A 24520-nucleotide genomic window follows, 5' to 3' on the forward strand; every position below is an offset into this window, starting at 1 on the left:
GCAAACCACGCGATGTAGTAAAATGACGTTGTCGGCCTTCGGATCACGCGTTCGGAGGCTTTTTCATGCCTTCCTACCGCTCATTGCTCAGTCATCGCGAGTTCGCCGGGCTCTACGGCAGCTTCACGCTATTGGTTGCCGCCAGCACGCTCTGGGGGTTTGCCCTCGCCACCTTGATCAACGCTCAGACCGGATCGCCGTTCCTGACCGCCGTCAGCATGTACGGCGCGACGTTCGCGACCGTGCTCGGTGCGCTCACGCTGATGTCGGTCGCCGACGGGCACCGGCCGCGGCGGACCCTCGTCGTACTGCAAGGCGTCTCGCTGCTGGGCGTGGCTGCGCAGGCGGTTCCCGGGCTGCCCTTGGCCGTCCGGTTCGTGCTGCTCCTCGTGGTCGGGTTCTTCCAATCGCTCGGGACCGGGACGCGGTTGGGGTTGCTCGCCGAGGTGGTCCCGGCCGAGTCCTACGCGCTGGCGCGTTCGCTGATGAACATCACCTCGGGCGGCATGGCGATCCTCGGGTACGCCGTCGGCGCCGTACTCCTGCGGGTGCTGGATCCGACCGGCGTGCTGGTCGTCGCCACAGCACTGACCGGGGTCGGGCTGGTCGTCGTGGCTGCGACCGTTCGCGAGCATTCGATCCGGCTGACACCGCGGCCCGGTCTGCGGCAGACGTGGTCGACGAACGTCGTACTGCTCTCATCGCCTGGTCGCCGGGCGGTGCTGCTGAATCTGTGGGTGCCGAACGGGCTGATCGTCGGCTGTGTCGCGCTCTTCGTCTCCTACCTCCCGGCGCAGGCCGGGATTCTGCTGGCCGCGGGATCGGCCGGGATGCTTCTCGGCGACCTGACCGTCGGGCAAGTGCTCACCGGCGAGCAGCGGCGGCGCAGCGCTTTCGCACTGCGGTTGCTGCTGGCAGCGCCGTACCTGTTGTTCGTCTTCGAGCCGCCGATCGTGGTGACGGCCGCGGCCGTGTTCGTGGCGAGTGCCGGGTACGCCGCCACCCTGCCGCTGCAGGAGCAGTTGCTCGAGCTCACGCCCGATGCCGTCCGCGGTCAGGTACAGGGCGTGGAATCGGCCGGGCGGATGACCTGGCAGGGCATCGGGGCCGCGATTGCGGGCGGTCTCGCCCAGGTGGTACCGACCGCGGTGACGATCACCCTCCTGGCCGCGACTTCGTTGGCGATCACGATTCTCTCGCGGCCGTTCGTGGTTCGAGCTCGAATTGCAGGAGGCGGTCAGCTCGTGCGCTGATGTCGGCCGCGGTGGTGAGTCCGTCGGGGCGGCGGCCGTACCAGTGCACCAAGCTCGTTGCCTCACGCAACAGTTGGAGCTCGGGCACGGCGCGCTGCTCGGCCTGACCTCGAAGTCGAGGATCGCCGTGACCCGTGAACCGTCCATCAGCACGTTGGTCGGGAAGAAGTCGGCGTGGATGATGCTCCGCGGCAGGTCGCGCTGCGGCTGCACGGCGGCGAAGATCCGCTGCACCTGCGCCCGCCGTACGGCGCCGTCCAGGCTCGCGATCAGCTCGTTCGGGTCGGGGACCCGCGGGTGCACCTTGGTCAGGTCGCCGTCCCACTCGTTCCGCGACGGCAGCGTCTGGGGGTCGAGGCGGGCGAGGGCCTCGTCCAGCTCGGCCGGCGCCGCGCCACAAGCCTCGGACTATACGACGTCACCGCGCCGCGGATGCTCTCCCCGGATCCGCCGACTCAGACTGGCCGTGAGCAGCTCGCCGCCGACCTCACGCCGTACGACGGTCGACCCGTCGTCGGCGATGACCGGCACCGGCACCGCGAAGGACAGACCGTCGAGCGCCCGCAGTACGGCGTGCTCGTAGTCCGGGACGGTCGTGTTGCGGTGGATCCGCAGTACGAACTCGTCCCCGACGAAGAAGGTCGTGTTGTTCGTCCCCTCCCCCGCCGCCCGAACATCGGACGCGCGGACTCCCCAGGCCTTCAGCAACTCCTCCACCGGCCCATCCTCACCCGGCTCCGCATAGCGGCGGGTACCGGGGTGCGGGCGGAACTGGGGGTTCCGAGGTCACGGAGGGCAGGAGAGGACCTCGTGCAATGGCGGAGCTGGACACCTCCACACTGACGCCGGAGCAACTTGCGCCGATGCTGCGCTGCTGGGCGGCCGGCATGGAGAACGTCGAGGCCGGCGTCGAGCTGCTGATCACCCACCGCTACTGGCTGGAGCGAGCGGACTTCCGAGCAACCTGCATCACCGCCGACGACCAGGGCTGGAGCCCCGACGGCACCATCTGCTCGATCGCGACGATCGACTGGGACGCGGTCACAGCGACAGCCAAGGACACCGACGCGCCGCCTGCCGCGGGCAGCATCCTCCGGCTTGCGTGCGCGCTGGCCGACGGCGTCAAGCACGCCGTTGCGCTCGGTAAGGAGCTCAAGAATCTCGAGCCGGCCGACGTACCCCTGATCCTCGAAGCCGTCGCTCACACCACTGGGCGTCACCACGCGGACGCCGCACTCCGAGTCACCGGTCGCTTCGAGCTGTAGCCGGGGGCGACTTGACCCTCTCGGGACCCTCAGAGGTCCCCTAGCGGTGGCTAAGGGCTGGGTAGGTACCGATATCGGTAATTTTCCGCATGTGTCCGAACCAAGGACTTGGGATGTTGTTCTAACCAAGCACAACACCCCGCACAGGCAGGACCGGAACGATGAGCCGACAGATCCAGCTTCGCCGCAGACCACTGCGAACCCGCCGCACCACGAAGACGCTCGACCTTCGTACCCCGTCAGGCCGGCCGCTGCCGTTCTGATCCCACCCGACCAGTCGCCCGAGAAACCCGTCCGACCATGAAGCTCCGACTGCACGTCCACCGCACCTTCACCGGCGGCTGGTGCGCCGACATCGACGACGACAACGACCGCCAGCCCGACGACCCGTACTGGTGCGTCGACCAGTGGCCCACGCTGCACGCCGCGCTCGCCGCCGGCTGCACCCAGCTGGCCGAGTTCGCCCTCAGCACTCCCACCCGCGTCAGCGAGCAGTACGTCCTGCAGGCCGCCTGACCTCCGGATGCCCCTCCGTGGCGGAGGCCGGCAGGTCACCGAGGTCCGCGTCCCAGTCGTCGTGCTCGTCGTCCGGCAGCGCCGCCTCGTTGCGGCGGGCGATCCGGACGAACGCGACGATCAGCAGGATCGGCCCGAGCACCATCGCGGTCTCGGGGATCCCGCCCATGTGCAGGGCGCTCATGAGGCCGTCACCAACGCGATCCCACCGGCTGTGAACGCGACCATCGCGGCCAGCATCGGGTACTGCGCCCGTCGCAACTGCCGGCGCTGGAACAGTTCGGCAGCGCGATCATGCGCGGACACGACCCCAAGTACGTGTCCGAGCACGATCGCACCGATCTGGACCCCCGCTATCACCCCGGTGGACAGGAACGCGTAGCCGATCCGGGTCCCGCTCGTCCCCAGTAGGTCCCATCCGCGCCCGAACGGATCGGTCGCGAGCAGCACGCCTTCCTGCCCCTGGAACATCGCGAACGAGAAGTAGTGCGCCACCGCGTACCCGATCGCGATCGGCACCAGCGAGTGCACGAACGCACCCGGCAGGCCGGCCCGCCCGACCGCACGCGGACGTACGCGGGCCGCCCCGGTCGTCCGCGCCGCCAGGACGAAAAGCACCGACACGATCGCCACCGAGACGATCAGCCCCAGCGTGTGTACGGCGATGTGCTGCGTCCGACCGAGATCGCCAGTCAGCTGAGTCCACGCCGACCAGCGAGAGATTCCGTCGAAGGCTGTCGATCCGAGCAGCAAGCACAGCAACCCGACGATGCCCGGCTCCTGCGGCATCGTAGCCAGGCCGGCCAGCGGGTTCCGCAGGGCGATTCGGCCGTCCGCGCCGCGTCCGAGCGGGCTCAGTCGTGCCAGCACCTCGCCGTACACCTCGAAGGTGTCGCCGATCCGGAACCAGGCCGGTCCATAGACGATGCCTGCGGCAACATTCAGCACTGCGTAGCCGGTGACGAAGGTCGCGACGACCAGTGGATCCGAGCCGTCCGGATACGCGAGCTCCAGCCAGAGGAAGCCGGTCAGCCCGGCGACCGCGGGCCAGTAGGCGATCCCCTCGGGCAGTTGCTGGTACGACGTACGCCGTACCAGGCCTGCGATCGTGCGGAACGGGTTCGCGAGGCGCCAGATCGGGCCGCACGCGAGTGAGAGCGGGATGATGCCGACCCAGATCCAGACGTACAGCCAGGTCGGCGCCGGGTTGAGCGCCGGCGAGCTGCTACCGAACCAGGCGGCCCCGAGCAGGAGCGCGAGCGCGGCCAGTCCGGCCAGCTTGAGTAGTGCGCGCGTCAGTCGATTGTCGACAATCCGCGTCAGCGCGGCGAGCGGCCGACCGCCGGCGGCGTCGAACTTCGGCCGCGACCAGAACGCGGCGAGCGCGAAGAAGGACACGGCCACGGCGGCGCCGGCGGAGTACACCGCCAGCCACAGCGGCACCGGCAGGTCGCCGCGGCCGCCGATCCCGTGCATCGGAACCAGCAGTTCCACCACGGCACCGCCTCCGATCAGCCGGGGCTATCTGACTGATCGAATGTAACACGGTCGATGTCACATAGCGAGAGTCTGATACTCGTTCGCGTCGAAGCTGCTGGTCAGCTGCCGGAACCGGAACGTGAACGACGGCCAGATCGTGGTGTTGCGGCCCTCCGAGTCGAGGTACCAACTCGTGCAGCCGCCGCGGGTCCAGACCGTGTTGCGCATCGACGACCGGACACCGTCCACGAACGCCTGCTGCACCTCCGGCCGGACGTCGACCTCGCGCAGCCCGTCGGTGTCCATCGTCTTGAGCGCGTCCAGGATGTAGGCGATCTGGGACTCGATCATGAACACCATCGAGCTGTGGCCGAGACCGGTGTTCGGGCCGATCAGCATGAAGAAGTTGGGGAAGCCGGAGACCGCCGTACCGAGGTGGGCCGCCATGCCGTCGGACCACGCCTCACGCAATGAGACCCCGTCGCGGCCGTAGACCATGTCCATCACCGGCAGGTCGGTGACCCGGAAGCCGGTGCCGTAGATGATCGTGTCGACCTCGTGCTTCACGCCGTCCGCGGTGACGATCCCGGTCGGCGTCACCTCGGCGATGGGGTCGGTGACCACCTCCACGTTGGGCTGCGCGATCGCCGGGTAGTAGTCGTCGGAGATCAGGATCCGCTTACAGCCGAGGGTGAAGTCCGGCGTCAGCTTGGCCCGCAGCAGCGGGTCGCGGATCTGGTGCTCGAGGTGCTTCTCGGCGACCTTCTGCGCCTGCTTCATGATCGCCGGCAGCTTGGCGAACCCGAGCACCAGCGACTCGCGGCCCCAGTAGATGCCGGCCCGGATCGCCTTCTGGACCAGGGGGAACCGCCGGAAGACCGCCTTCTCGGCCGCGGTGATCTTGCGGTCGGGCCGCGGCATCACCCACGGCGGCGTGCGCTGGAACAGGTGCAACTCCTCGACCTCGGGCTGGATCGCCGGCACGAACTGGATCGACGACGCGCCCGTCCCGATCACCGCCACCTTGCGGCCGCTGAGGTCGAGGTCGTGGTCCCACCGCGCGGAGTGGAAGACCGCGCCCTCGAAGGACTCGATCCCCGGCAGTTTCGGGTACGACGGCTCAGCGAGCGGACCCATCCCCGACAGCAGCAGTTGCGCGGTGAACTCGCCTTGGCTGGTGCGGATCCGCCACTGACCGTCCTCCCAGCGCGACGACTCGACCGCGTGACCGAACCGGATGTGCGGACGGACGCCGAACCGGTCGGTGACGTCGCGGAGGTAGTCCTCGATCTCGGATTGCGGGGAGAACGTCGACGACCACTCGGGGTTCGGCGCGAAGGAGAAGGAGTACAGGTGCGACGGGACGTCACACCGGCAGCCCGGGTAGGTGTTGTCCCGCCAGGTGCCGCCGACGTCGCCGGCCCGCTCCAGTACGACGAAATCGTCGTACCCGGCCTGCTTGAGGCGGACGGCCATCCCGATCCCGGCGAACCCGGTCCCGACCACGACGATCCGGTGGTGAGTGCTCTGCTGCGCCATCGGGACCTCCAGCCTGCCGAGAAGAACTTACTCGGAGTAAGTTACTCGGAGTCAGTTAGACTGCGCAAGTGACCTCCACCACGCCCTCTGCCCAGACCGACGAGCCTGCGGGTGGGGTGGTCAAGCGGCGTCGGGACCGGGCCGCTCGGGAGCGCGAGATTCTCGAGGCGGCCGAGCGGATCTTCGGCGAACGCGGCTACCAGGGCACGTCGATGGACGACGTCGCCGCCGCGGTCGGGGTGTCGAAGCCGCTGATCTACCAGTACTACGGCTCCAAGGACGGACTGTTCCTCGCCTGCCTGGCCCGACTGCGGACCCAGTTACTGGACACGGTGTCCGACGCGGTGCTGGCGGCGCCGGATGCCGAGGACGCGCTGTACGCCGGGTTCGTCGCCTGGTTCGAGTTCCTGGACGACCACCCGCAGGCGTGGTCGGTGCTGATCGACGAGGGCATGCTCGGCATGAGCCCGGCCGCCGGCCCCGCCGCCGCGGCCACCGACGAGGTCCGCGCCGCCTTCATCGAACTGATCGCCGCGATGGTCCGGATGAACCTCCCACCCGGCCGCACCCCCGACGAGGACGAGATCCAGATCGTCGCCCAAAGCATCTCCGGCGCCACCGAACGCCTGGCCATCTGGCGCAGCCGCACCCCCACCCCACCCACGCCGCAAAAAGTGGCCCGAACCCTCCAAGACCTCCTCTGGCAAGGCCTCAACACCCTCCGCACCACCCCCTAGCACCCCACAAATCGGACACCGCTCCGCCGCGGCTGTCCTGTAGGCCGCCTCCGGCGGCCCGCGCACACCGCAGCCACGGGCAACCACCTTGGCGCCGCGTCCTGTGGACCCCGGGGCTCGAAGCCACCGCGACCCGGGCGACTACCAAGCGACCGGGTGAGTCGCACCAATCGGACACCGCTTCGCGGCGGCTGTCCTTCCAGCCGCCTCCGGCGGCCCGCGAACTGGGATCGCGGCTCAACGCACTGGCGCAAGCTGGCGTGGAGACAGAGAGCCTCGGCAAGCCTGCCGAAGCCACGAACGGCGACAACACACGGTCGATGCCAGCAGCACGACCAGAACCCGGGTGTCATGCGCAAGGCATGCCGTCGAGCGCAGCAACTCCCGTAGCAAGCTCCATCTGGTTGCGGCCGTCACCGGGCAGCCTCACCTTTGGGTGGTTCCGCGTGGCTCGTTGGGCTGACTGCCAAGTGCTTGCCTAGCGCGGTGATGGCTGCTTCGGCTTGGGTGAGCATTTGGAGGGCGGTTTGTGGGGAGCGTTGGGCGGCGACGCCGAGGAACATGGCGTCGTTGACAGCGGTTGACCAGGTGGTGCCGATGACGAACTGGTGGTCGTCGCGGGGATGGCTTGGCGGTAGGCGTTCAGGCCGGTGGGGCCGGCGGCCAAGGTGACGTCGAGGAGAGCGGCGCCGATGCGGGCACTGCCCCAGTCGATCAGCAGGGGCACTCCCGGCCTTCCCGGCCTTCCCGGCCTTCCCGGCCTTCCCGGCCTTCCCGGCCTTCGCGGCGCCCGCGGCGGACGGGTTGTTCGCGGTGTTCGCGGTGTTCGCGGTGTTCGCGGTGGTCGCGGTGATCAGTGTGACTCGCTCGACCGTAGGTGAGACCTGGCCGCCGCTCAACGCCGTACGGCGTTCCACACCAACGATCCTGGCACCGAGAGCGCGCTGGATCCGATCGAGGCGAAGCGGCACCGGTGCGGTCACCCGATCGAGCATAGGTTCACCGGAAGTGCGCGTCGGCGGACGGCAAGGAGAGCAGGACGATCACCGCGACCGAGCCAAGGGTCGCGACGAGGAGCCGGGCCAGTTGCACGGCGCGGGTCCAGGACGGGAACTCGGTCCTGGCTGCTGCAACCACGGCGCGCCCGTCGAGCGAGTGCACCCCGGGATCGGCTGACTTGCGGAACGCCGACTGCACCACCTGCTCGGCGAAGACCTGACTCGTCATCACCAGGCCACCGCCGACGATCGCCAGGCCGGCCAGCACGTAGGACGCGATGCGCGCCGGGGCGTAGCCGGCCAGCAGGAGTACGGCGACCAGGGTCAGGCACGCCGCGATTCCGTAAGGAAACAAGGCCTCCCGAGCGCTCTCCTTGAACTGCACGCGATGCGCGGCCAGCACCCCGGCGGAGTGCCCCTGCCGCACCACCTCCACCTCCGCCGCCCGCTCGGCGGCGTCCCCATCCCGCCGCGCAACCCAGGTCAGCAGCACGAACCCACCCGCCAGGAGCACCTGCAACCCCGCCGCCACAACCACCGAAACCGCCATCCTCCACCCCTCTAGCATGAATTGAACTAAGTTCAAGTACGATACCAACCCATTTGAACAAAGTGCAAGAGAAGCCCCTGGCGCGTGGGGCCAGTTGAAACCAGGTGTGCTCGCGGCCCACCGACTCGATCGGTGCGCCGAGTCGACCGGGGCGGCCGAGCGCAGTGTCGACCGGTGCGCCCGAGCGCAGTGTCGACCGGTGCGCCCGAGCGCAGTGTGGGCCGATGCGCCCGAGCGCAGTGTGGGCCGATGCGCCGAGCGCGGCGTCGGCCGATGCGGCCGAGCGCGGCGTCGACCGGTGCGGCCGAGCGCGGCGTCGGCGGGTTCGCCGAGCGCGGTGTCGGCCGCAAGCTCTGGTGGCGGCTCAGAACCGCAGCGTGCACGCCACCGCACGGTGGTCCGACGCCGTGATGCCGTCGACGGCATCCCCCAGAGTCGCGCACTCGGTGACCGACACCGGACGGTTGAACATCCCCGGCCGGAAGTAGATGTGGTCGATCCGCTGACCGAGCAGCTCAGGCCCGGCCTCGGCAGGAGCTGTCACCGCATCTGGATCGCCATCACCAGCCACCCAGGCGTCGGTGAGGAGGTCGGTCAAGGGACGCAGCAGCGGGCTCGAGGGCGGCGCGTTCAGGTCGCCGGCGACCACAACCGGCAACGGCCCATCCAGCGACGGTTCGGTGGCCAACGAAGCCAGCAAGCCGGCCTGCGCCAGTCGGTCATCGTTGTACGCCGCGTCGTACTCCAAGCACCCCACCACGACATGCAGCGGCGCAACGGGATGCGCAACCGTGGCAACCGCCGCCACCGGATCGAAGTCACGATGGCGGGCCGGCATCCGCACCACCCGCCAGCCCGTGATCTCCCATCGGCTCAGCAGCCCGATCCCCACCTCCACCCTGGCGTCCCGCGGGTCCCGCGCCACGTCCGTGGCCGGTGGGTACGACGGTCCGCCGTACGCCGCGAACATCCCCAACTCGGCGCCCAGCGCCGCCACCTGGTTCGTTGCCCCCGTCCCCCAAACCTCCTGCAGCGCAACGACATCCGGCCCGGCCGCACGCAACGTCTGCGCGATCACCTCGTGCCGCGCAACCCACACCGGCCCGAACCGCCACCACACGTTCCAGGTCAGCACCCGCACCTCGCCCATACCCCCGCCGTTCCCACCCAACCCGGGCCGCAATCCCAGGAGCGCCGGGGCGTGCACTCCACTGGCCGGCGGTCGGACAGCGTCACACCGTCGACGGCAGTCACGTCGCAGCCGCGATCCTGCATGCGGATCACCGGGAGGCCCACGCTCGGCGACTGGCCCGCTTCACCTCACCCCGGACGGCAGCCCAACGCCCGACGCTCCGCCTGCACATTCAGCATCTACTTCAGTCCGTCATGATCGGCCGGCGTAGCTGGCTCTGCCTTCCACGTCGACCAGGTGCCTCCGGCGCCGACCACGTCGGATCGCACACCGAGCCGCGCACCCCCGCCGAAGGCGGCAACAAAACAGCCACCGCGAAGCGTTGTCCTTCCCCGAAGCTTGTCCGAGCGTTCTCCGGCTGACGGATGTCATGGGTACGTCGTGACGCTCGATCCAGGGTCACCACGCCGTACCCGGCGAAGGTTTTCGGTATGACGACACAGACTGCGGTCAGCCTGAGGGGTGTGACCAAGAGGTATGGGGCGGTGCAGGCGGTCGCCGGGGTGGATCTGAGCATCCGGACCGGTGAGGTGGTGGCGTTGCTGGGTCCGAACGGGGCCGGCAAGTCGACCACGATCGAGATGCTGCTCGGGCTGGTCCGGCCCGACCAGGGCAGCGTCCAGGTGTACGGCGGTACGCCGGTCGACGCGATCGCGCAGGGGCAGGTCGGGGTGATGCTGCAGAGCGGCGGCATCATCGAGGACGCGAAGGTCGGCGAGCTGGTCAACCTGGTGGCCGGCCTGCACAAGGATCCGATGCCGGTCGGCGAGGCGCTCGACCGGGCCGGGATCGGCGACCTGGCCGGCCGGAAGATGAAGGGTCTGTCCGGCGGCCAGAAGCAGCGGGTGCGGTTCGCGATGGCGATCATCCCCCAGCCGGACCTCATCGTGCTGGACGAGCCGACGACCGGGATGGACGTGGAGGCCCGGCGGGACTTCTGGGCGTCGATGCACGCCGAGACCGCGCGCGGCCGGACCGTGCTGTTCGCCACGCACTACCTGGAGGAGGCCGACGCGTACGCCGACCGCGTCGTGCTGATGCGCAACGGCAAGGTCGTTGCCGACGGCACCGCGGCGCAGATCAAGGCGAGCGTGTCCGGCCGCCGGATCCGGGCGACCGTGCCCGGCGCCGACCTCGCGGCCCTCGCGTCGCTGCCCGGCGTTCGCAACGTGGAGACCCGCGGCGACGTGGTGCTGATGCAGTGCGCCGACTCCGACGACACCTTGCGCTACCTGCTCGCGAACACGCGGGCCCATGACATCGAAGTGACCTCCGCCGACCTCGAGGACGCCGTCCTCGCCATCGCCGGCCATGTCAAATCTGAACGGGAGACCCTGGCATGAACCGCGACTACCTGATCTTCGACATCCGCCGCACGCTGAGGAACCGCCGGGTGCTGATCTTCGCGATCCTGATGCCGCTGGTGCTGTTCGTCATCTTCGGCGTCACGCTGCCGAAGGACGCCAGCGAGGGCGGGATCTCCGCGGTCGCCTACGTAATGGTGAGTATGGCGATGTTCGGCTCGATGTCCGCCGCGATGAGCAGCGGCGGCGTCATCGCGGCCGAACGCGACGGCGGCTGGAACCGCACCCTGCGACTCACTCCGCTGAAGCCACAGGCCTACGTGGCCAGCAAAGTGATCCTGTCGCTGCTGCTGGCGCTGCCCCCGCTGCTCGTGGTGTTCCTGTCCGGGATGATCTTCGGCCACGTCCACCTGGACGCCGGCCAGTGGGCGACGGTCGCCCTGGTGTCCTGGCTCGGCGCGCTGCCGTTCGCCGCTCTCGGCCTCGTCATCGGGTACGTCGCCAAGCCGGACAGCGTGCAGCCGATCACGGGCCTGGCGACGATGCTGATCGCGGCCTTTGGCGGGCTGTGGTTGCCAGTTGACCAGATGCCATCGCTGATGAAGCACATCGCCCAGCTGACTCCGGCGTACTGGACCGGGCAGACCTCCCGCAGCGCGCTGACGCAGAGCGGTCTGGACACGCACGCCCTGCTCGTGGTGCTGGGGTGGACCGTCGTACTCGGTCTGATCGGGCTCCGCCGGTTCCGGGCCGACACCGCACGCGCCTGAGGTTCGTGCATTAGCGTGACTGATGTGACGCGGACCCCAACCCTGGTCGAGGCCTTGGCCTTGCGTGACAACACCCGGCCGGGGCGCTGGGGCTGGATCGCTGCCGCGGTCTGGCTGTTCTACCTGTCCAGCCCGTTGAACGCGATCCTCGACCAGCAGGGCGCGACTCGGGTGTTCGGTCTGGTCACACTGGCCCTGTTCGCCCTCTCGTACCTCGGCTTCTTCGGTTGGGTCCGGCGGATCGGGCTGGCGGGCGGGCTGGCGACCTGGCAACGGTTCGCGTACCTGAGCGCGATGCTCGCGCTGACGCTGGCGCTGATCCCATCAGCCGGCCAGAAGGCGCTGACCTGCTGCGTGTACATCGCCGCGGTCGCGATGATGGCGCTGGAGGCGCGGGCCGGGGTCGCCGTCGTGCTGGTGCTCCTCGTCGGCGCCGAGCTGTCGATGCGGGTCGTGCCGGACTGGACGACGGACAACAGCTACGGGTTCGCCATCTTCCTCGGGGCGCTGGCCGTCTTCGGGATGCGGCGGGCGATCCAGCGCAGTATGGAGCTCGCCAAGACCCGGCAAGACATGGCCGAGCTCGCCGTCCAGGAGGAGCGGAACCGGTTCGCCCGCGATCTGCACGACATCCTCGGGCACTCGCTGACCGTCATCACGGTCAAGGCCGAGCTGGCCGGGCGGCTGATCGCGGCGAACCCCGAACGCGCGAGCGCGGAGGTGGCCGACGTGGAGAGCCTCGCGCGGGCGGCGCTGGCCGACGTACGGGCTGCGGTTGCGGGGTATCGGGAGCTGAGCCTCGCTGGTGAGCTGGTGTCCGCGCGGGCCGCGTTGCGGGCGGCGGAGATCCGGGCCGAGCTGCCGACCACGGTCGACGAGGTCCCGGAGGAGAACCGCGAGCTGTTCGCGTGGGTGGTGCGAGAGGGCGTGACGAACGTCGTACGGCACTCGGGCGCCAAGCGCTGCACGATCCGGCTGAGTGCCAACCAGATCGAGGTTCTGGACGACGGGAAAGGGCCGACGCCTGGCGGTGGCGCGTCCGGTCACGGGTTGATGGGACTGCGGGAGCGGGCCGACCAGGCCGGCGCGAGTGTGCAGGTCGGCCAGGCGCCTGGCGGCGGCTTCCTGCTGGCTGTCAGGGTGGGCCCGTGACCATCCGACTGCTGATCGCGGACGACCAGGCCCTGGTTCGCGGGGCGCTGGCCGCGCTGCTGGATCTCGAAGCCGATCTCGAGGTGGTGTCCGAGGTCGGGCGCGGCGACGAGGTGATCGAGGCCGCGCGGGCGGCCAAGCCCGATGTCGCGCTCCTCGACGTCGAGATGCCCGGGCTGGACGGGATCGAGGCGGCCGCCGCGCTGCGCAGCGCCGTACCCGGGGTGCGGATCCTGATGGTCACGACCTTCGGGCGGCCCGGGTACCTGCGGCGGGCGATGGAGGCCGGTGCGGCCGGATTCGTCGTCAAGGACACGCCCGCGGCCCAGCTGGCCGACGCCGTACGGCGGGTGCACCAAGGCCTCCGCGTGGTCGACCCCTCACTGGCTGCGGAGACGCTGGTCGCCGGCACGAGCCCGCTCACCGCCCGGGAGTCCGACGTACTCCGGGCAGCCTTGGAGGGCGGGACGGTCGCCGATATCGCCAAGGAGCTCCACCTGTCCGAGGGCACCGTCCGGAACCACCTTTCGGCGGCGATAGGCAAGACCGGCGCCCGCACCCGGGCGGAGGCGGCGCGTATCGCGGTCGACAACGGCTGGCTCTGAAGCTTCCGCCCAGCATAGGGTTGGCCAAGGGGAGGGGATCACGATGTCGATCGAGCAATTCAGCGTGCGGGGGCGGTTGGCGGACACCGGCGAGGGGATCACCGCGGACGAGCTGCAACTGGCAGCGCGGAACCACGGCATGCCACTCGAAGGCCTGCGGTACGACGTGACACCACCCGGACTGCACTACGTCCTGGTGCACTACGACATCCCGGCAACGAACGCGACCACCTGGTCGCTCAGCATCGACGGGTGCGTCGAGCAACCGTTGTCGTTCGGGCTGACCGGGCTGCGGGCGATGGGCCGCCGTACTGTGCGGGTCACCTTGGAGTGCGCCGGCAACGGACGCGCGGCCCTGCAGCCGCGGCCGATCAGCCAGCCCTGGCTGAACGAGGCAGTCGGTACGGCGGAATGGACCGGCGTGCTGCTGTCCGACCTGTTGCGGCTGGCGGGGATCCGCGGGGACGCCGTGGACGTCGTGTTCACCGGCGCGGACCACGGGGTCGAGCGCGGTGTCGAGCAGGACTACCAGCGTGGCCTGTCGGTCACCGAGGCGATCGACTCCGGTGCGATCGTTGCCTGGGAGATGAACGGTCAGCCGTTGCCGCCGCAGCACGGGTATCCGCTGCGCCTCGTCGTACCCGGGTGGTACGGGATGGCGAGTGTGAAGTGGCTGCGCTCGATCGAGCTGATCGACCACGAGTTCGACGGCTTCCAGAACGCGGTGGCGTACCGGATCAGGAAGACCGCCGACGACCCCGGTGAGCCGGTGACCCGGATCCAGCCGCGGGCGCTGCTGGTCCCGCCCGGCTTCCCGGACTTCATGAGCCGCCACCGGTTCGTTGCCGCCGGCACCGTTACGCTGCACGGCCGGGCCTGGTCCGGCTGGGCGCCGATCGAGCGGGTCGAGATCAGCGTGGACGCCGGGGTCAGCTGGGAGACCGCGAAGTTGGATGCCGCTGGCAACGACGAGCTGGCCTGGCGGGGGTTCAGCCACGACTGGGAGGCCACTCCCGGCGAGCACGTCATCACCGTCCGCGCCATCGACGCCAGCGGCCGCGAGCAACCGATCGAGGCGGACTGGAACCGCGGCGGCTTCGCCAACAACACCGCGCAGCGGATCACGGTTCTGGTCACCTGAAAGGCGTGTCGTTCGGCCGTTCCCGGGCTCGGCCGTCACATCCTGGAGACGTACACGGTCTCACTCTCGTAGGAGTGTTGCGGTGAACGATCTGGGTGTTGAGGTGCACTTGCACGCACGGGTGTTCCGTACGGCGGGCGAGTGGTACGCCGACGTCGACGACGAGCTCGACCCACAGCCGGACGACCCGTTCTGGTGTGGCTCCTACCACTCCCAGCGCGCCGCGATCGACGCGGCGTGCGCGCGGATCGCGGCGATGCAACTGGCGAACACGACACGACTCAGCGAACAGGCCTCCTGATCACTCCGGCTCGTTCTGCGCCGGGCCGCCGATCCGGTACGGCGTGCTGACGCCTTCGTACATCAGGTGCGTCATCAGGCCTTCCGACGCGTGCGGCAGGTTGTGGCAGTGGTCCATCCAGACGCCCGGGTTGTCGGCCAGGAAGGCGATCTCGTACGTCTCGTCGTCACCGACCTCGAGCGTGTCGACCCACCACGGTGAACCGGTCGCCGCGACACCGTTGCGGGACAGCACGACCGCGTGGTGCCCGTGGAGATGCATCGGATGCGCCTGGCCGCTGGTGTTCGAGATCGTCATCCGCACGACGTCCCCCTCGGCCACCATGAACATCGGCACGTCGGGGAACTTGTGCCCGTTGATCGTCCACCACAGCCCCGGCATCCCGTCGAGGAACCCGGGCCGGCGGCCGATCCGGTACTCGAACTTCCGGTCCGCCTGCGCCGGATCGAGCCCCAGTGGCGCCGAGGTGCCGTAGGTCAGCAAGTCCACGGTCTCGCCCGGCAGCTCACCGGTCGGCGCGTTGGCGCCGATCCCCAACGACAGCGTCGAGGATCCCGCCACCAACCGCATGCCGCCGGCAGGCACCACAGCCTCGAGGTCCACTCGGGCTCCGGCCGCCAACGGAAAGGCAGCGGTGACCGGCGTCGGCCCGTGCACATCCCGTCCGTCGACCGCGACCACCTTGTACGGCGTCCCGAGCAGCCCGACCCGCAGGATCGCGTTGTCGGTGTTGATCACCCGCACGCGAGCCTTCGTGCCGACGGGCAGGTCGACCTGCTGGGTCCCCGTCCGGCCGTTGATCGTCCGCTTCCCGTCGTACGTGTGAATCGCCGCGATCACCTCACCAGGCTGCTCGGGCGCGATCACGATCGTGCCGAACAGGCCGCCCTTGACCTCCTCGCTCGACACCTGGTGCGAGTGGTACCAGTACGTGCCCGCCTCCTCGGCCGTGAAGCGGTACACATGCTTCTGCCCGATCGGTACGGCGTCCTGCGTCACGCCGGCCACCCCGTCCTCGGCGTTCGGCACATCGATCCCGTGCCAGTGCAGCGTGGCGCCGTCCGGGATGTTGTCGTTCACCAGCGTCACCTGGACCAGGTCGCCGACCTTCGCCCGGATGAGGGGGCCGGGTGACGTCCCGTTGAGGGTGTAGCCGTCCATGGCTTCACCACTGGCCAGCTGGAACTTCGTCTTCCGCGCGGTCAGCGTGACGTCGACGTCCGGGGTGCCGGTCTTCGGTCCGGTGAGGTCGGCGACGTTCGTCCCACCGTGGTGGTGCTCGTGTCCGCTCGACGCGGGTCCGCCGCCGTAGTCGGCGTACCCCATGTCCATGGCCGAGTAGTCGTTGGGGACCAGGCTGGTCGCCCAGAGGTACCCCAGCGGTGCGAGCACCGCCAGGGTCACCCCCAGGGCGATCAGCTGCCGTCTCCGGTTAGACATTGGCCGGCTGCTGCGCCGAGACCTCGGTCGAGCGACGGGCCGCCGTACCCGCGACGCCGGCGATCGCCAGGCCGTTGATGCCGTGCAGGACGCCGAGCGCCGGGATGCCGAACGACACCACCGCGAGGACGAACTGCACCGCGACCAGGGCGACGATGATGCCGGCCAGCGACCGGCCGCGCGGGACGTCGGTCAGGAAGGACACGATCAGCAGGAGGAGTGCGACCAGGCCGATCGCCGTGCCGGCGATGCTGTGGTAGCTCTGGCCGAAGTTGCTGTAGTCCGCCCCGATCACGACGCCGTCGCCGGCGTCCTTCGAGACCGTGAACCCGGCGAGCGCGATCGCCGCGACCTGCAGGACGACGGCGATCGCGATGGCCAGGCTGAGAACCCGGTAGGCCGTCCTCATGCCCGACGCTCCTGCCGGCTCTTCCGCACGAACAACACCGCGGCCCCGATCAGCAGCAACGGCAGGATCGGCGGGTGCCCGCCACCCACCACGCAGCCGACGGACAGGACCAGCCCGATCGCCAGCAGCCCGATCAGCAGCGGGAACGGCACCTTCCCCAACGGCCCCCGAGCCGCCCACGGCGGGCGACGCCCCGGACCGCCCGGCCCGGCGCTCTGCGCCGCGCCCTCCGGCGCCGTCCACGGCGGCTTGGTCCAGCCCCAAGGGCCGCCCCAGGCTTCGCCGGTCTCGGCACCGGCCCGGTGTCCGCCTGGGAGGTCCGAGAAGAGGGCTGTCAGGTCGGCGTCCGTCTTCGCCTCGAGGGCTCGGCCGATGCGCTCGGTGTGCTCCTCGGCGGTCAGCCGGCCGGCTTCGTAGTGCTCGCCCAGACGCTTGACCGCGTCCTCGCGTTCCTTGTCGCCGATGCGGATCGGCCCGCCCGGCCTCTCGTCGTTCATCTCAGACACTCCTCGGTGCTCGCAGTTGTTTCGACTGCACCAAGGTTGTCCTCGACCGCACCCTCACCGCGTCGCCTCGGCGGCGACACCTCACCTACCCCCGAAGGAGCACGCTGCGCCCTCGGACGCAGTACGACGTACTCCCCCGGGCGTAGGCCCGCCCCGGGAAAACCCTCAGGCGTTCGCCGAGAGGATCTTGTTCACCTCGTCGTTGGCCTTCGTGAGTGAGCTGGGTTCGGCCTCGAACGACATCACCGCGTCCATCGCCGGTGTCATCACCGCGGTGACGTCCGCCGCGTTCGGGTTGGCCGGGTACGGGAACACGTCACCGGCCTCGACCGGCTCCAGGAACGGCGTGACGTCCCAGCCGTTCTTCGCGAACGCCTCCTTGGCGGCCGGCATGCTCGCCGCCACCGCCGGGAACACCACGCCCGCCTTCGCGACGATGTCCTGCGCGGTCTTGGAGCCGAGGAACTTCACCCAGGCCCAGGACGCGTCCCGCCGGGTGGTCCCGGCCCAGATGGTGTCCGCGAGCCCGTTCATCATCGACATCCGCTTGCCGACCGGCCCGATCGGCAGCCGGGCCAGCTTGGTCTTCACCTGCTTCAGCCCGGCGTAGGTGGCGAGCATCCAGGACCCGTTCGGGGTCATCGCGTACTTCCCCGCACCGAAGGACGTGGTCACGTCCACGCCGGACTTCGCCTGCGCGTACGTCGGCATGTACCCCTTGGTGATGAGGCCGCGCCACCACCCGATCGTCTCGGTGAACTTCGGGTCGCCGTAGAAGAACTTCGTCCCCCACGGCTCGCCCTCGGAGTACTTCCACCCGTTGATCGCGGCGTACCAGCTCCAGCTGGTCTGGCCGTCGCCACCACCGGCGTCGGCATACCCGAGCCCGTAGACCTTGACGTCGTCCTTGTCGAACCCGGGCTGGTCGCCGCGGCGGCCCTTGGAGTCGACCGTCAGCCGGCGGACGATCTCCTCGAACGTGCCGCCGTCCCGCGGGTTCCAGGTCATCGAGTTCAGCTGCTCGGCGCTGATCCCGGCCTGCTCGGTGAACGCGCTGTTGTAGAAGTAGACCTCGGTGTCCCAGTCCTTCGGCAGTCCGTACCGCTTGCCGTCGGCGCCGATCCAGCGGTCCGCCAGGCCCTTCTGGTAGATGCTCAGGTCGACGTTGTCCTTGGCAACGAAGTCGTCGATCGCCAGCACCTGGCCCTTGTCCGCGAACAGCGGGTACTTCGACGAGTGCCCGGTGAACACGTCCGGCGCGGTGTCGGAGATGAACCCGGTCACCAGCTTGGACCAGTAGTCGTTCCAGCCGTACTGCTCGATCTTCACGGTGTACTGCGGGTTCTGCTCGTGGAACACCTTCGCGCACTCGGTGTACATCGGCAGCTGGGCGGAGTCCCACAGCCAGTAGATGACCTCGCCCTCGCCGCGCGCGGCCGCGCCGTTGTTGCACCCGGCCACCGCCGACGCCGCCAGTCCGGCCAGTCCCGCCTTGAGCAACGTGCGTCTCGTCATGGTCATTGGAGACACCTCACTTGATCCCGGAGAAACCGATGGAGTTGGTGATCTTCCTGGCGAACGCGCAGAACAGCACGATCATCGGCAGCGCCGCGACCAGCGCGGCGGCCATCAGCCCGGCCCAGTCCGGACCGCCCTGCGGGGTCTGCGACCGGAACACGCCGAGCGCGACCGTCAGCACCCGGACGTTCTCCTGCTGCCCGACCAGCAACGGCCAGAAGTACTCGTTCCAGGAGTTGATGTAGGTCAGGATCGCCAGCGTGCTGATCGGCGCCGCGCTGATCGGGATGATCAGCCGGAAGAAGATCTTGCGGTGCCCGGCGCCGTCGATCATCGCCGCCTCCTCCAGCTCCCGGCTGATGCCGAGGAAGAACTGGCGCAGGAAGAAGATCGCGAACGGCGTCATGAACGCGCTCGGCAGGATGATGCCGGCGAAGCTGTTCAGCAGCCCGAGGCTCTTGATCAGCGCGAAGTTCGGCAGCGTGGTGAAGATCGGCGGCACCATCAGCGCGGCCAGGAACAACGCGAACACCTTGTCCCGGCCGGGCCAGCGCAGCCGGGCGAACGCGTACGCCGCCATCGCGCTGAAGAACACCTGGCAGATCGTGGTGACCGTTGCCACGATCACCGAGTTGCGCAGGTACAGCCAGAAGTTCACCGAGGCGCCGGAACCACCCTGCGCCTGGGCCTCCTCCAGCGTGGACAGCCCGAGCACCCGCTTGAAGGCGCCGAGCGTGGTCTCGACCGGGAGCAGCGAGTTCGGGTGCCCGGCGAGCTGGGTGTTGTCGGACAGCGCCGTACGCAGCATCCAGTAGAACGGGAAGAGCGTGACCAGCATCAGCACGACCAGGCAGGCCCAGGCGACGACCCGGCCGGCGTTCAGATCCTTCCTCATGCCAGGTCACTCTCCTTCGCCCGGAGCAGCCGCAGCTGCAGCAGCGAGACGACCGCGAGGATGGCGAACAGCACCATCGCCATCGCGGAGGCGTACCCGAAGTCGAACCGGGTGAACGCCCGCTCGTAGATGTAGTAGTAGATGACCCGGGTCGCGTTGATCGGGCCACCGGCCGTGGTCACCGCGACGGTGTCGAAGATCTGGAACGAGCCGATCATGGTGACCACCAGGACCATCACCAGAACGGGCCGCAGCAGCGGCAGCGTGATCCGCCAGAACGTCCGCCACTCGGTCGAGCCGTCCACCTCGGCGGCCTCGTAGACGTACTTCGGGATCATCTGCAGCCCGGCGAACACCAGCAGCGCGGTGTAGCCCATGTGCCGCCAGATGTTGATCCCGGCGATCGTCGGGATCGCCCACTGCGACTCGCCGAAGAAGGCGACCGGGTCGACCCCGATCCAGGTCAGGCCGCGGTTCACGATGCCGACCTGGAAGTCGAGCATCCAGTACCAGGCCAGTGCGACCACCACGTTCGCGACCAGGTACGGCAGCAGCACCACCGCCCGGACCGTGATCGACTGGGTCAGCCGGTACATCAGCATCGCGATCCCGACCGCCAGCACGGTCTGGATTCCGATGTTGATCACGACGTACTCGACCGTGACCACCAGCGCGTTCCAGAACAGGCTGTCCTGCACCATGCGCTCGTAGTTGGCCAGGCCGTTGAAGTCGGGCGCCGACAGCAGGCTGTACTCGGTGAAGCTCAGGTAGGCGCCGCGCAGCGTCGGCCAGATGTAGAACACGACGAAGCCGAGCGACGCCGGAGCCAGGAAGATCATCGCGACCTTCAGGTCCCCCAGGCTGCGCCGTCTGGGCGGCGGCGCAGCCTGCTCCCCGTGATTTCGTCTGCTGCTTCTAGGTGGTGCGTTGGTGGTCGCGGTCACGGGGATCTCCTTCTCGATCGGCGATCGCCTAGGCCCTGGACGGCTAGTCGATCGCAGTCACATCCAGCAACATCGCGTTCTCGGGCCACTGCGCCGGGATCTGCACCCCGACCGCGCCCAGTGCTGCACCGGTCAGCTCGACCTGTCCGCCGTCGGTCCACCACGAGACGGCGCGCGACTCCGGTCCGGGTGTCGCCGTCTTGCGCACCTGGTAGGTCCGGTTCGGGTCGAGCCCGGGCAGCCGGACCCGGCCGACGGCCGAGGTGATCGACTGCGTCAGCTGTACGGCGGCGTAGACGGCCCGTGAGCCGTCCTGCGCCACCACGCCGTGCAGCAGGAAGTCGTCCGGGCCGCGGTCGGCGCGGACCACGCGTCCGGTGTGCAGCAGCGGCCGCAGCTCCTTGTGCAGGGCGACCCAGCCGGCCAGCTCCTTGCGCTCCTCGGCGCTCGCCGAGGCGATGTCCCACTCGATCCCGAAGTGGCCGAACAGCGCGGTGATCGCGCGGAACGACAGCACCTGGGTGCGGCCGGTGGTGTGCGCCCGCGGCGGGCCGACGTGGCAGCCGATCAGCTCCGGCGGCAGCAGCAGCTGCGTGTAGCGCTGGATCTTCTGCCGCTCCAGCGCGTCGTTGCTGTCACTGCCCCAGACCCGGTCGGTGCGCTCGAGGATGCCCAGGTCGACGCGGGCGCCGCCGGACGAGCACGACTCGATCTCCAGGCCCGGGTGCCGCCGCTTCAGCTCGTCGATCAGCCGGTACACCGCGAGCGTCTGCGCGTGGATGCCGGCCGTGCCGGTCAGCTGGTTGCCGCCGTCGACGAAGTCCCGGTTGTGGTCCCACTTCAGGTAGGCGATGTCGTACTCGGTCAGCAGCGCGTCGAGCCGCTCGAGGATGTAGTCGTACGCCGCCGGCACGCCGAGGTTCAGGCCCTGCTGGTGCCGCGCGGTCGGCGGCATCCGGTGGCCGGTGGCAAGGATCCAGTCCGGGTGCTCGCGGGCCAGGTCGGAGTCCGGGTTCACCATCTCCGGCTCGACCCAGAGCCCGAACTGCAGCCCGAGACCCTTCACGTGGTCGACCAGCGGGTGCAGGCCCTTCGGCCAGATCTCTTCGTCGACGTACCAGTCGCCGAGCCCGGCGTGGTCGTCGCGCCGGCCGCGGAACCAGCCGTCGTCCAGCACGAACCGCTCGGCGCCGACCTCGGCGGCCGCGTCCGCGAGCGCCTTCAGCTTGTCCAGGTCGAGGTCGAAGTAGACCGCTTCCCAGGTGTTCAGTACGACGGGACGCTCGGTCTTCGGGTGGTTGTCCCGGGCCCGGAGGAACTCGTGGAAACGGGCCGACAGTTCGTCGAGCCCGACGCCGTACGAACCGTAGATCCACGGCGAGCTGTAGGTGCCGTCGGCTTCGAGGCGGCCCTCGCCGGGCAGCAGCAGCTCGCCGCCGCCGATGACGCCGTACCCGCTCATGCCGCGCTCGGCGTAGGAGCGGTGGTTGCCGCTCCACGCGGTGTGGACGGACCAGATCTCGCCGGTGCCGAAGTCGAAGCCGGGGGTGCCGGCGATCAGCAGGAGGGTGGCGTCGGCGCCGGTGCGGCCACGGCGGTTGTCGCGGATGTGCGCGCCCTGGGTGAACGCGTGCCGCTGCGGGTGCCGCTCGCCGATGTGCCGGCCGGTCATGTCGAGCAGCTCGGTCGCCTCGGTCGGGACCGGCAGCGCGAGCACGAGCCCATCCATCGTGTACGGCGTCGCACCGGTGTTCGTGAGGTCCGCCTTCGCCCGGACCAGGCCGGAGTCGGTCAGCTCGATGGTGAGACGGATCGCCAGGCCGGCCTCGTCGTCGACAGCGTCGGCCTGCACGGTGTTGCCGGTCTGGGCGACGCTGGTCAGGCGGAAGGCCGCGGAGAAGTTCTGGCCGTCGCGGTGGCCGCTGAGGCCCGGCAGACCGAACCAGCCGGTGGCGTACTCGGGCACGATCGCGACAGGCTGGTTGTCGTCCAGGCCGTTGCCGACCTGAGCCGCGCCGGCCGCACGCCGCAGATCCAGCAGAGCCTGCGCGGTCAGCTCACCCAGGTCCGCGCCCCAGTGCAGGACGGACGGAAGGGCGGGACCCGAGCAGTCCAGCACCAGACTGACCCCGGCAGCCCGGAGCTGCAGTACCTCGATGTTCGACACTGTTGATTCACTCTGCTTTCTGATTGATTTCAGGACGGAACTATTTACCCCGCCAGCCCGGATGTCAATGCTTCACGAAGTTAAGTAAATAGCCTAGACGCGTCAGCGTTGTCATCCCAGAGGGTGGGCAACCGTTATCCGCCCCGAAGTCAGGCGGAGAGGCGCACGCGCACCAGGAAGTCGTGCAGCGCCGGCTCGGCCGACGGCCGGTCCGGCAACCGGCTGGCGGCCTCGGCGTCGCCGAGGGCCGCGTGCAGCCTGCTGACATCCTCGGCCAGCCGCTCCGCCGGCATCCCTTCCAACGAGCCGTGCTCGGCCTCGGCCTTGGCGGCCATCAGTTCCGGCAGGTACGCCGGCGCCTCGCTCAGGTCGACCAGTTCGCGCAGGTCTGCCTGGACGACTCCGGTCCGCATCAGGCTGATGCCGGTGAGCAGCACCCGGAAGGTGTAGAGCAGCGGTTTGAGCTCGCACTTCTTCTCGAAGAAGTCCCACTGCGTGTTCGCGAAGCCGCGGTAGTGGTGGGCGTGCCACTTCGTCACGCAGTCCGCGGCGAGCGCCTTGAGCTCGTCGTGCTCGGGAGTGCTCACGACGACCAGCGGGGAGAGCACCTGCTCCAGCACGTACCCGTTGCGGCGCAGCATCAGCCGGGCGAACTTCGCCAGGTCGTGGGTGACGAGATCGACCTCGGCCTCGTTCTCGAACCAGGTCCGGTCCAGGGTTTCCGGACCGGTCCGCAGACCGACCACCTCGGCCGCCGGGAGGACGTGGACGCCGCGCAGGTCGACGTCGGAGTCGCGCGACGGGAAGCCGTACAGGTGCGCGCCGGAGACCGTTGCGAACAGCAAGCGGTACGGCTGCTCGCCCATGATGGCCCGCAGCTCGGCATAGTCGAGCTGCCGCATGTCACGCGTCACCGAGACTCCTCTTCCGGACCGACCTCAGCCAGGCATCGACCCGCGCGACGTCCGGTGTCGCCGGGAGAACCGTTCTCTGCAAGGCGTCGTCGAGCTCCTCGTGCAGCCCGAGCCGCCAGCGCTCGACGTCGTCCCAGGACAGTTCACCACGCTTCACCGCGAGCAGCCGCTCCCGGTCCGGGCCGACGTCCACGACCAGCTTTGCCTCCAGCAACAGAGCGCGGGCCGCGAGCAACAACCGGAGAAGGTGCATGACATGCTTCCACTTCGGCGCGCCGTCGCGGCGGAAATCCGCCTCCAGCTTCTTGAACTGGCTGAGCACATAGCCCGAGTACGTCTGGTAGGCGAGCTGCGACAGGAAGGCCTCGCGCAGCTCGATCAGCTCCGCGCCGAGGGGCGTCTGCCGGACCACGAGCGGCGAGTGCAGCACCTCGAGGAGGTTCGGGTTGGCCTTGAGCGCGAGCTCGCAGAACCGCTCGACCTCCCACGAGAACCACTCCTGCTCCGGGCCGTCGACATGGGTCGGCGGCTTGGCGAGCGACCAGAAGGACTCCGTCGGGGCGACGTACACGCCGCGCGTGTCGGTGTCCGACGCGTCGGTGTCCAGGCCGAACGCCCGGGACCCGACGACCGCCGCGTAGATGGTGTGGTCGAGCACGAGCCGGTCGCCGTCGGGCTGGTCCAACTCGATCGCTTCGTCCTGGTACGCCGTACGCAGGCTGAGCTGGTCGCGACGAGCGACGGTCTCCCGGCCGTCGGCGAGGCGCACGGTGTAGCGGCCGTCGGGCGTGACTCCGGCGACCCGGCCGGTCGCTCCGCGTTGCGCCGTACCGCCGTGGTCGTCGGGCGCGGCGACCCGGATCACCACCTGGGTCCCCACCGGCAACTGCGGTCCGACCAACGCCATGCCCGCATGCTGTCACGC

25 protein-coding genes and 1 pseudogene are annotated in these 24520 nt (G+C 69.3%); 10 read left to right on the forward strand and 16 right to left on the reverse strand.

The genetic code is table 11. The features are described 5' to 3' along the window. Nucleotides 1-65: 65 nt before the first annotated feature. Nucleotides 66-1253, forward strand: a complete 1188-nt coding sequence (locus tag ACWCOV_RS34560) for an MFS transporter (protein WP_449833568.1) — start codon at nt 66-68, stop codon at nt 1251-1253. Nucleotides 1254-1373: 120 nt separating this feature from the next. Here the strand turns inward: ACWCOV_RS34560 and ACWCOV_RS34565 are convergent. Continuing rightward, a pseudogene (locus tag ACWCOV_RS34565) lies at nt 1374-1970 on the reverse strand (phosphotransferase enzyme family protein); the annotation flags it as partial. A 98-nt stretch (nt 1971-2068) separates the two neighbouring features. On the opposite strand from ACWCOV_RS34565, the gene ACWCOV_RS34570 reads away from it, so the two are divergent. After that, a complete protein-coding gene (locus ACWCOV_RS34570) occupies nt 2069-2518 on the forward strand; it encodes a hypothetical protein (protein WP_449833569.1) in 450 nt (149 codons plus the stop codon). Nucleotides 2519-2818: 300 nt separating this feature from the next. Then, a complete protein-coding gene (locus ACWCOV_RS34575; protein WP_449833570.1) occupies nt 2819-3034 on the forward strand; it encodes a hypothetical protein in 216 nt (71 codons plus the stop codon). Here the strand turns inward: ACWCOV_RS34575 and ACWCOV_RS34580 are convergent. From ACWCOV_RS34580 to ACWCOV_RS34590, 3 genes are read right to left on the reverse strand one after another with little or no spacing between them, the layout of a single operon-like run. Beyond that, a complete protein-coding gene (locus ACWCOV_RS34580) occupies nt 3003-3218 on the reverse strand; it encodes a hypothetical protein (RefSeq protein ID WP_449833571.1) in 216 nt (71 codons plus the stop codon). The genes ACWCOV_RS34575 and ACWCOV_RS34580 overlap by 32 nt on opposite strands. Beyond that, the gene (locus ACWCOV_RS34585; protein ID WP_449833572.1) at nt 3215-4528 is read right to left on the reverse strand and encodes a hypothetical protein; all 1314 of its coding nucleotides are present in this window, start codon (nt 4526-4528) and stop codon (nt 3215-3217) included. The genes ACWCOV_RS34580 and ACWCOV_RS34585 overlap by 4 nt, the downstream gene beginning before the upstream one ends. Nucleotides 4529-4588: 60 nt before the next feature. Further along, complete coding sequence (locus ACWCOV_RS34590) at nt 4589-6052, reverse strand: flavin-containing monooxygenase (protein WP_449833573.1); 1464 nt, start codon at nt 6050-6052, stop codon at nt 4589-4591. Between the two features lie 68 nt (nt 6053-6120). Between ACWCOV_RS34590 and ACWCOV_RS34595 the strand changes: the two genes are divergently transcribed. Then, complete coding sequence (locus tag ACWCOV_RS34595; protein ID WP_449833574.1) at nt 6121-6789, forward strand: TetR/AcrR family transcriptional regulator; 669 nt, start codon at nt 6121-6123, stop codon at nt 6787-6789. 413 nt (nt 6790-7202) lie between these two features. Here ACWCOV_RS34595 and ACWCOV_RS34600 read toward each other — a convergent pair whose 3' ends face one another. From ACWCOV_RS34600 to ACWCOV_RS34610, 3 genes are all read right to left on the reverse strand, one after another. Then, on the reverse strand, nt 7203-7772 hold the full coding sequence (locus ACWCOV_RS34600) for a hypothetical protein (protein WP_449833575.1): 570 nt from the start codon (nt 7770-7772) through the stop codon (nt 7203-7205). Between the two features lie 16 nt (nt 7773-7788). After that, nucleotides 7789-8337: a hypothetical protein gene (locus ACWCOV_RS34605; protein WP_449833576.1), complete on the reverse strand. Its 549-nt coding sequence runs from the start codon at nt 8335-8337 to the stop codon at nt 7789-7791. Between the two features lie 364 nt (nt 8338-8701). Beyond that, nucleotides 8702-9487 carry an endonuclease/exonuclease/phosphatase family protein gene (locus tag ACWCOV_RS34610; protein ID WP_449833577.1) on the reverse strand — a complete coding sequence of 262 codons (786 nt, stop codon included), beginning with the start codon at nt 9485-9487 and terminating at the stop codon, nt 8702-8704. Nucleotides 9488-9960: 473 nt separating this feature from the next. On the opposite strand from ACWCOV_RS34610, the gene ACWCOV_RS34615 reads away from it, so the two are divergent. From ACWCOV_RS34615 to ACWCOV_RS34640, 6 genes are all read left to right on the forward strand, one after another. Further along, nucleotides 9961-10872: an ABC transporter ATP-binding protein gene (locus ACWCOV_RS34615; protein WP_449833578.1), complete on the forward strand. Its 912-nt coding sequence runs from the start codon at nt 9961-9963 to the stop codon at nt 10870-10872. Then, entirely contained in the window at nt 10869-11603 is a 735-nt protein-coding gene (locus ACWCOV_RS34620) for an ABC transporter permease (RefSeq protein ID WP_449833579.1), read from the forward strand. The genes ACWCOV_RS34615 and ACWCOV_RS34620 overlap by 4 nt, the downstream gene beginning before the upstream one ends. A 15-nt stretch (nt 11604-11618) precedes the next feature. After that, nucleotides 11619-12755 (forward strand): sensor histidine kinase, encoded by a 1137-nt coding sequence (locus tag ACWCOV_RS34625; RefSeq protein WP_449833580.1) that lies wholly within the window; start codon nt 11619-11621, stop codon nt 12753-12755. Further along, on the forward strand, nt 12752-13360 hold the full coding sequence (locus ACWCOV_RS34630; RefSeq protein WP_449833581.1) for a response regulator transcription factor: 609 nt from the start codon (nt 12752-12754) through the stop codon (nt 13358-13360). Before ACWCOV_RS34625 ends, ACWCOV_RS34630 begins: the two co-directional genes overlap by 4 nt. Nucleotides 13361-13403: 43 nt before the next feature. Further along, nucleotides 13404-14501, forward strand: a complete 1098-nt coding sequence (locus ACWCOV_RS34635; protein ID WP_449833582.1) for a sulfite oxidase — start codon at nt 13404-13406, stop codon at nt 14499-14501. An 82-nt stretch (nt 14502-14583) separates the two neighbouring features. Further along, nucleotides 14584-14802, forward strand: coding sequence for a hypothetical protein (locus tag ACWCOV_RS34640; RefSeq protein ID WP_449833583.1), 219 nt, complete (start codon nt 14584-14586; stop codon nt 14800-14802). Here ACWCOV_RS34640 and ACWCOV_RS34645 read toward each other — a convergent pair whose 3' ends face one another. The 9 genes from ACWCOV_RS34645 to ACWCOV_RS34685 form a co-directional block, all read right to left on the reverse strand. Beyond that, on the reverse strand, nt 14803-16242 hold the full coding sequence (locus ACWCOV_RS34645) for a multicopper oxidase family protein (RefSeq protein ID WP_449833584.1): 1440 nt from the start codon (nt 16240-16242) through the stop codon (nt 14803-14805). Further along, complete coding sequence (locus ACWCOV_RS34650; protein ID WP_449833585.1) at nt 16235-16651, reverse strand: hypothetical protein; 417 nt, start codon at nt 16649-16651, stop codon at nt 16235-16237. Before ACWCOV_RS34650 ends, ACWCOV_RS34645 begins: the two co-directional genes overlap by 8 nt. Beyond that, nucleotides 16648-17148 (reverse strand): DUF1707 SHOCT-like domain-containing protein, encoded by a 501-nt coding sequence (locus tag ACWCOV_RS34655; protein WP_449833586.1) that lies wholly within the window; start codon nt 17146-17148, stop codon nt 16648-16650. The genes ACWCOV_RS34650 and ACWCOV_RS34655 overlap by 4 nt, the downstream gene beginning before the upstream one ends. Nucleotides 17149-17322: 174 nt before the next feature. After that, on the reverse strand, nt 17323-18678 hold the full coding sequence (locus tag ACWCOV_RS34660) for an ABC transporter substrate-binding protein (RefSeq protein WP_449833587.1): 1356 nt from the start codon (nt 18676-18678) through the stop codon (nt 17323-17325). 10 nt (nt 18679-18688) lie between these two features. Beyond that, nucleotides 18689-19570: a carbohydrate ABC transporter permease gene (locus ACWCOV_RS34665; protein ID WP_449833588.1), complete on the reverse strand. Its 882-nt coding sequence runs from the start codon at nt 19568-19570 to the stop codon at nt 18689-18691. After that, entirely contained in the window at nt 19567-20514 is a 948-nt protein-coding gene (locus ACWCOV_RS34670) for a carbohydrate ABC transporter permease (protein WP_449833589.1), read from the reverse strand. The genes ACWCOV_RS34665 and ACWCOV_RS34670 overlap by 4 nt, the downstream gene beginning before the upstream one ends. 43 nt (nt 20515-20557) lie before the next feature. Then, on the reverse strand, nt 20558-22681 hold the full coding sequence (locus tag ACWCOV_RS34675) for an alpha-galactosidase (protein WP_449833590.1): 2124 nt from the start codon (nt 22679-22681) through the stop codon (nt 20558-20560). Nucleotides 22682-22830: 149 nt separating this feature from the next. Further along, entirely contained in the window at nt 22831-23595 is a 765-nt protein-coding gene (locus ACWCOV_RS34680) for a nucleotidyltransferase domain-containing protein (RefSeq protein ID WP_449833591.1), read from the reverse strand. Then, nucleotides 23585-24502, reverse strand: a complete 918-nt coding sequence (locus tag ACWCOV_RS34685) for a nucleotidyltransferase domain-containing protein (RefSeq protein WP_449833592.1) — start codon at nt 24500-24502, stop codon at nt 23585-23587. Before ACWCOV_RS34685 ends, ACWCOV_RS34680 begins: the two co-directional genes overlap by 11 nt. Between the last annotated feature and the right edge of the window lie 18 nt (nt 24503-24520).

Source organism: Kribbella sp. NPDC002412 (assembly GCF_053592935.1).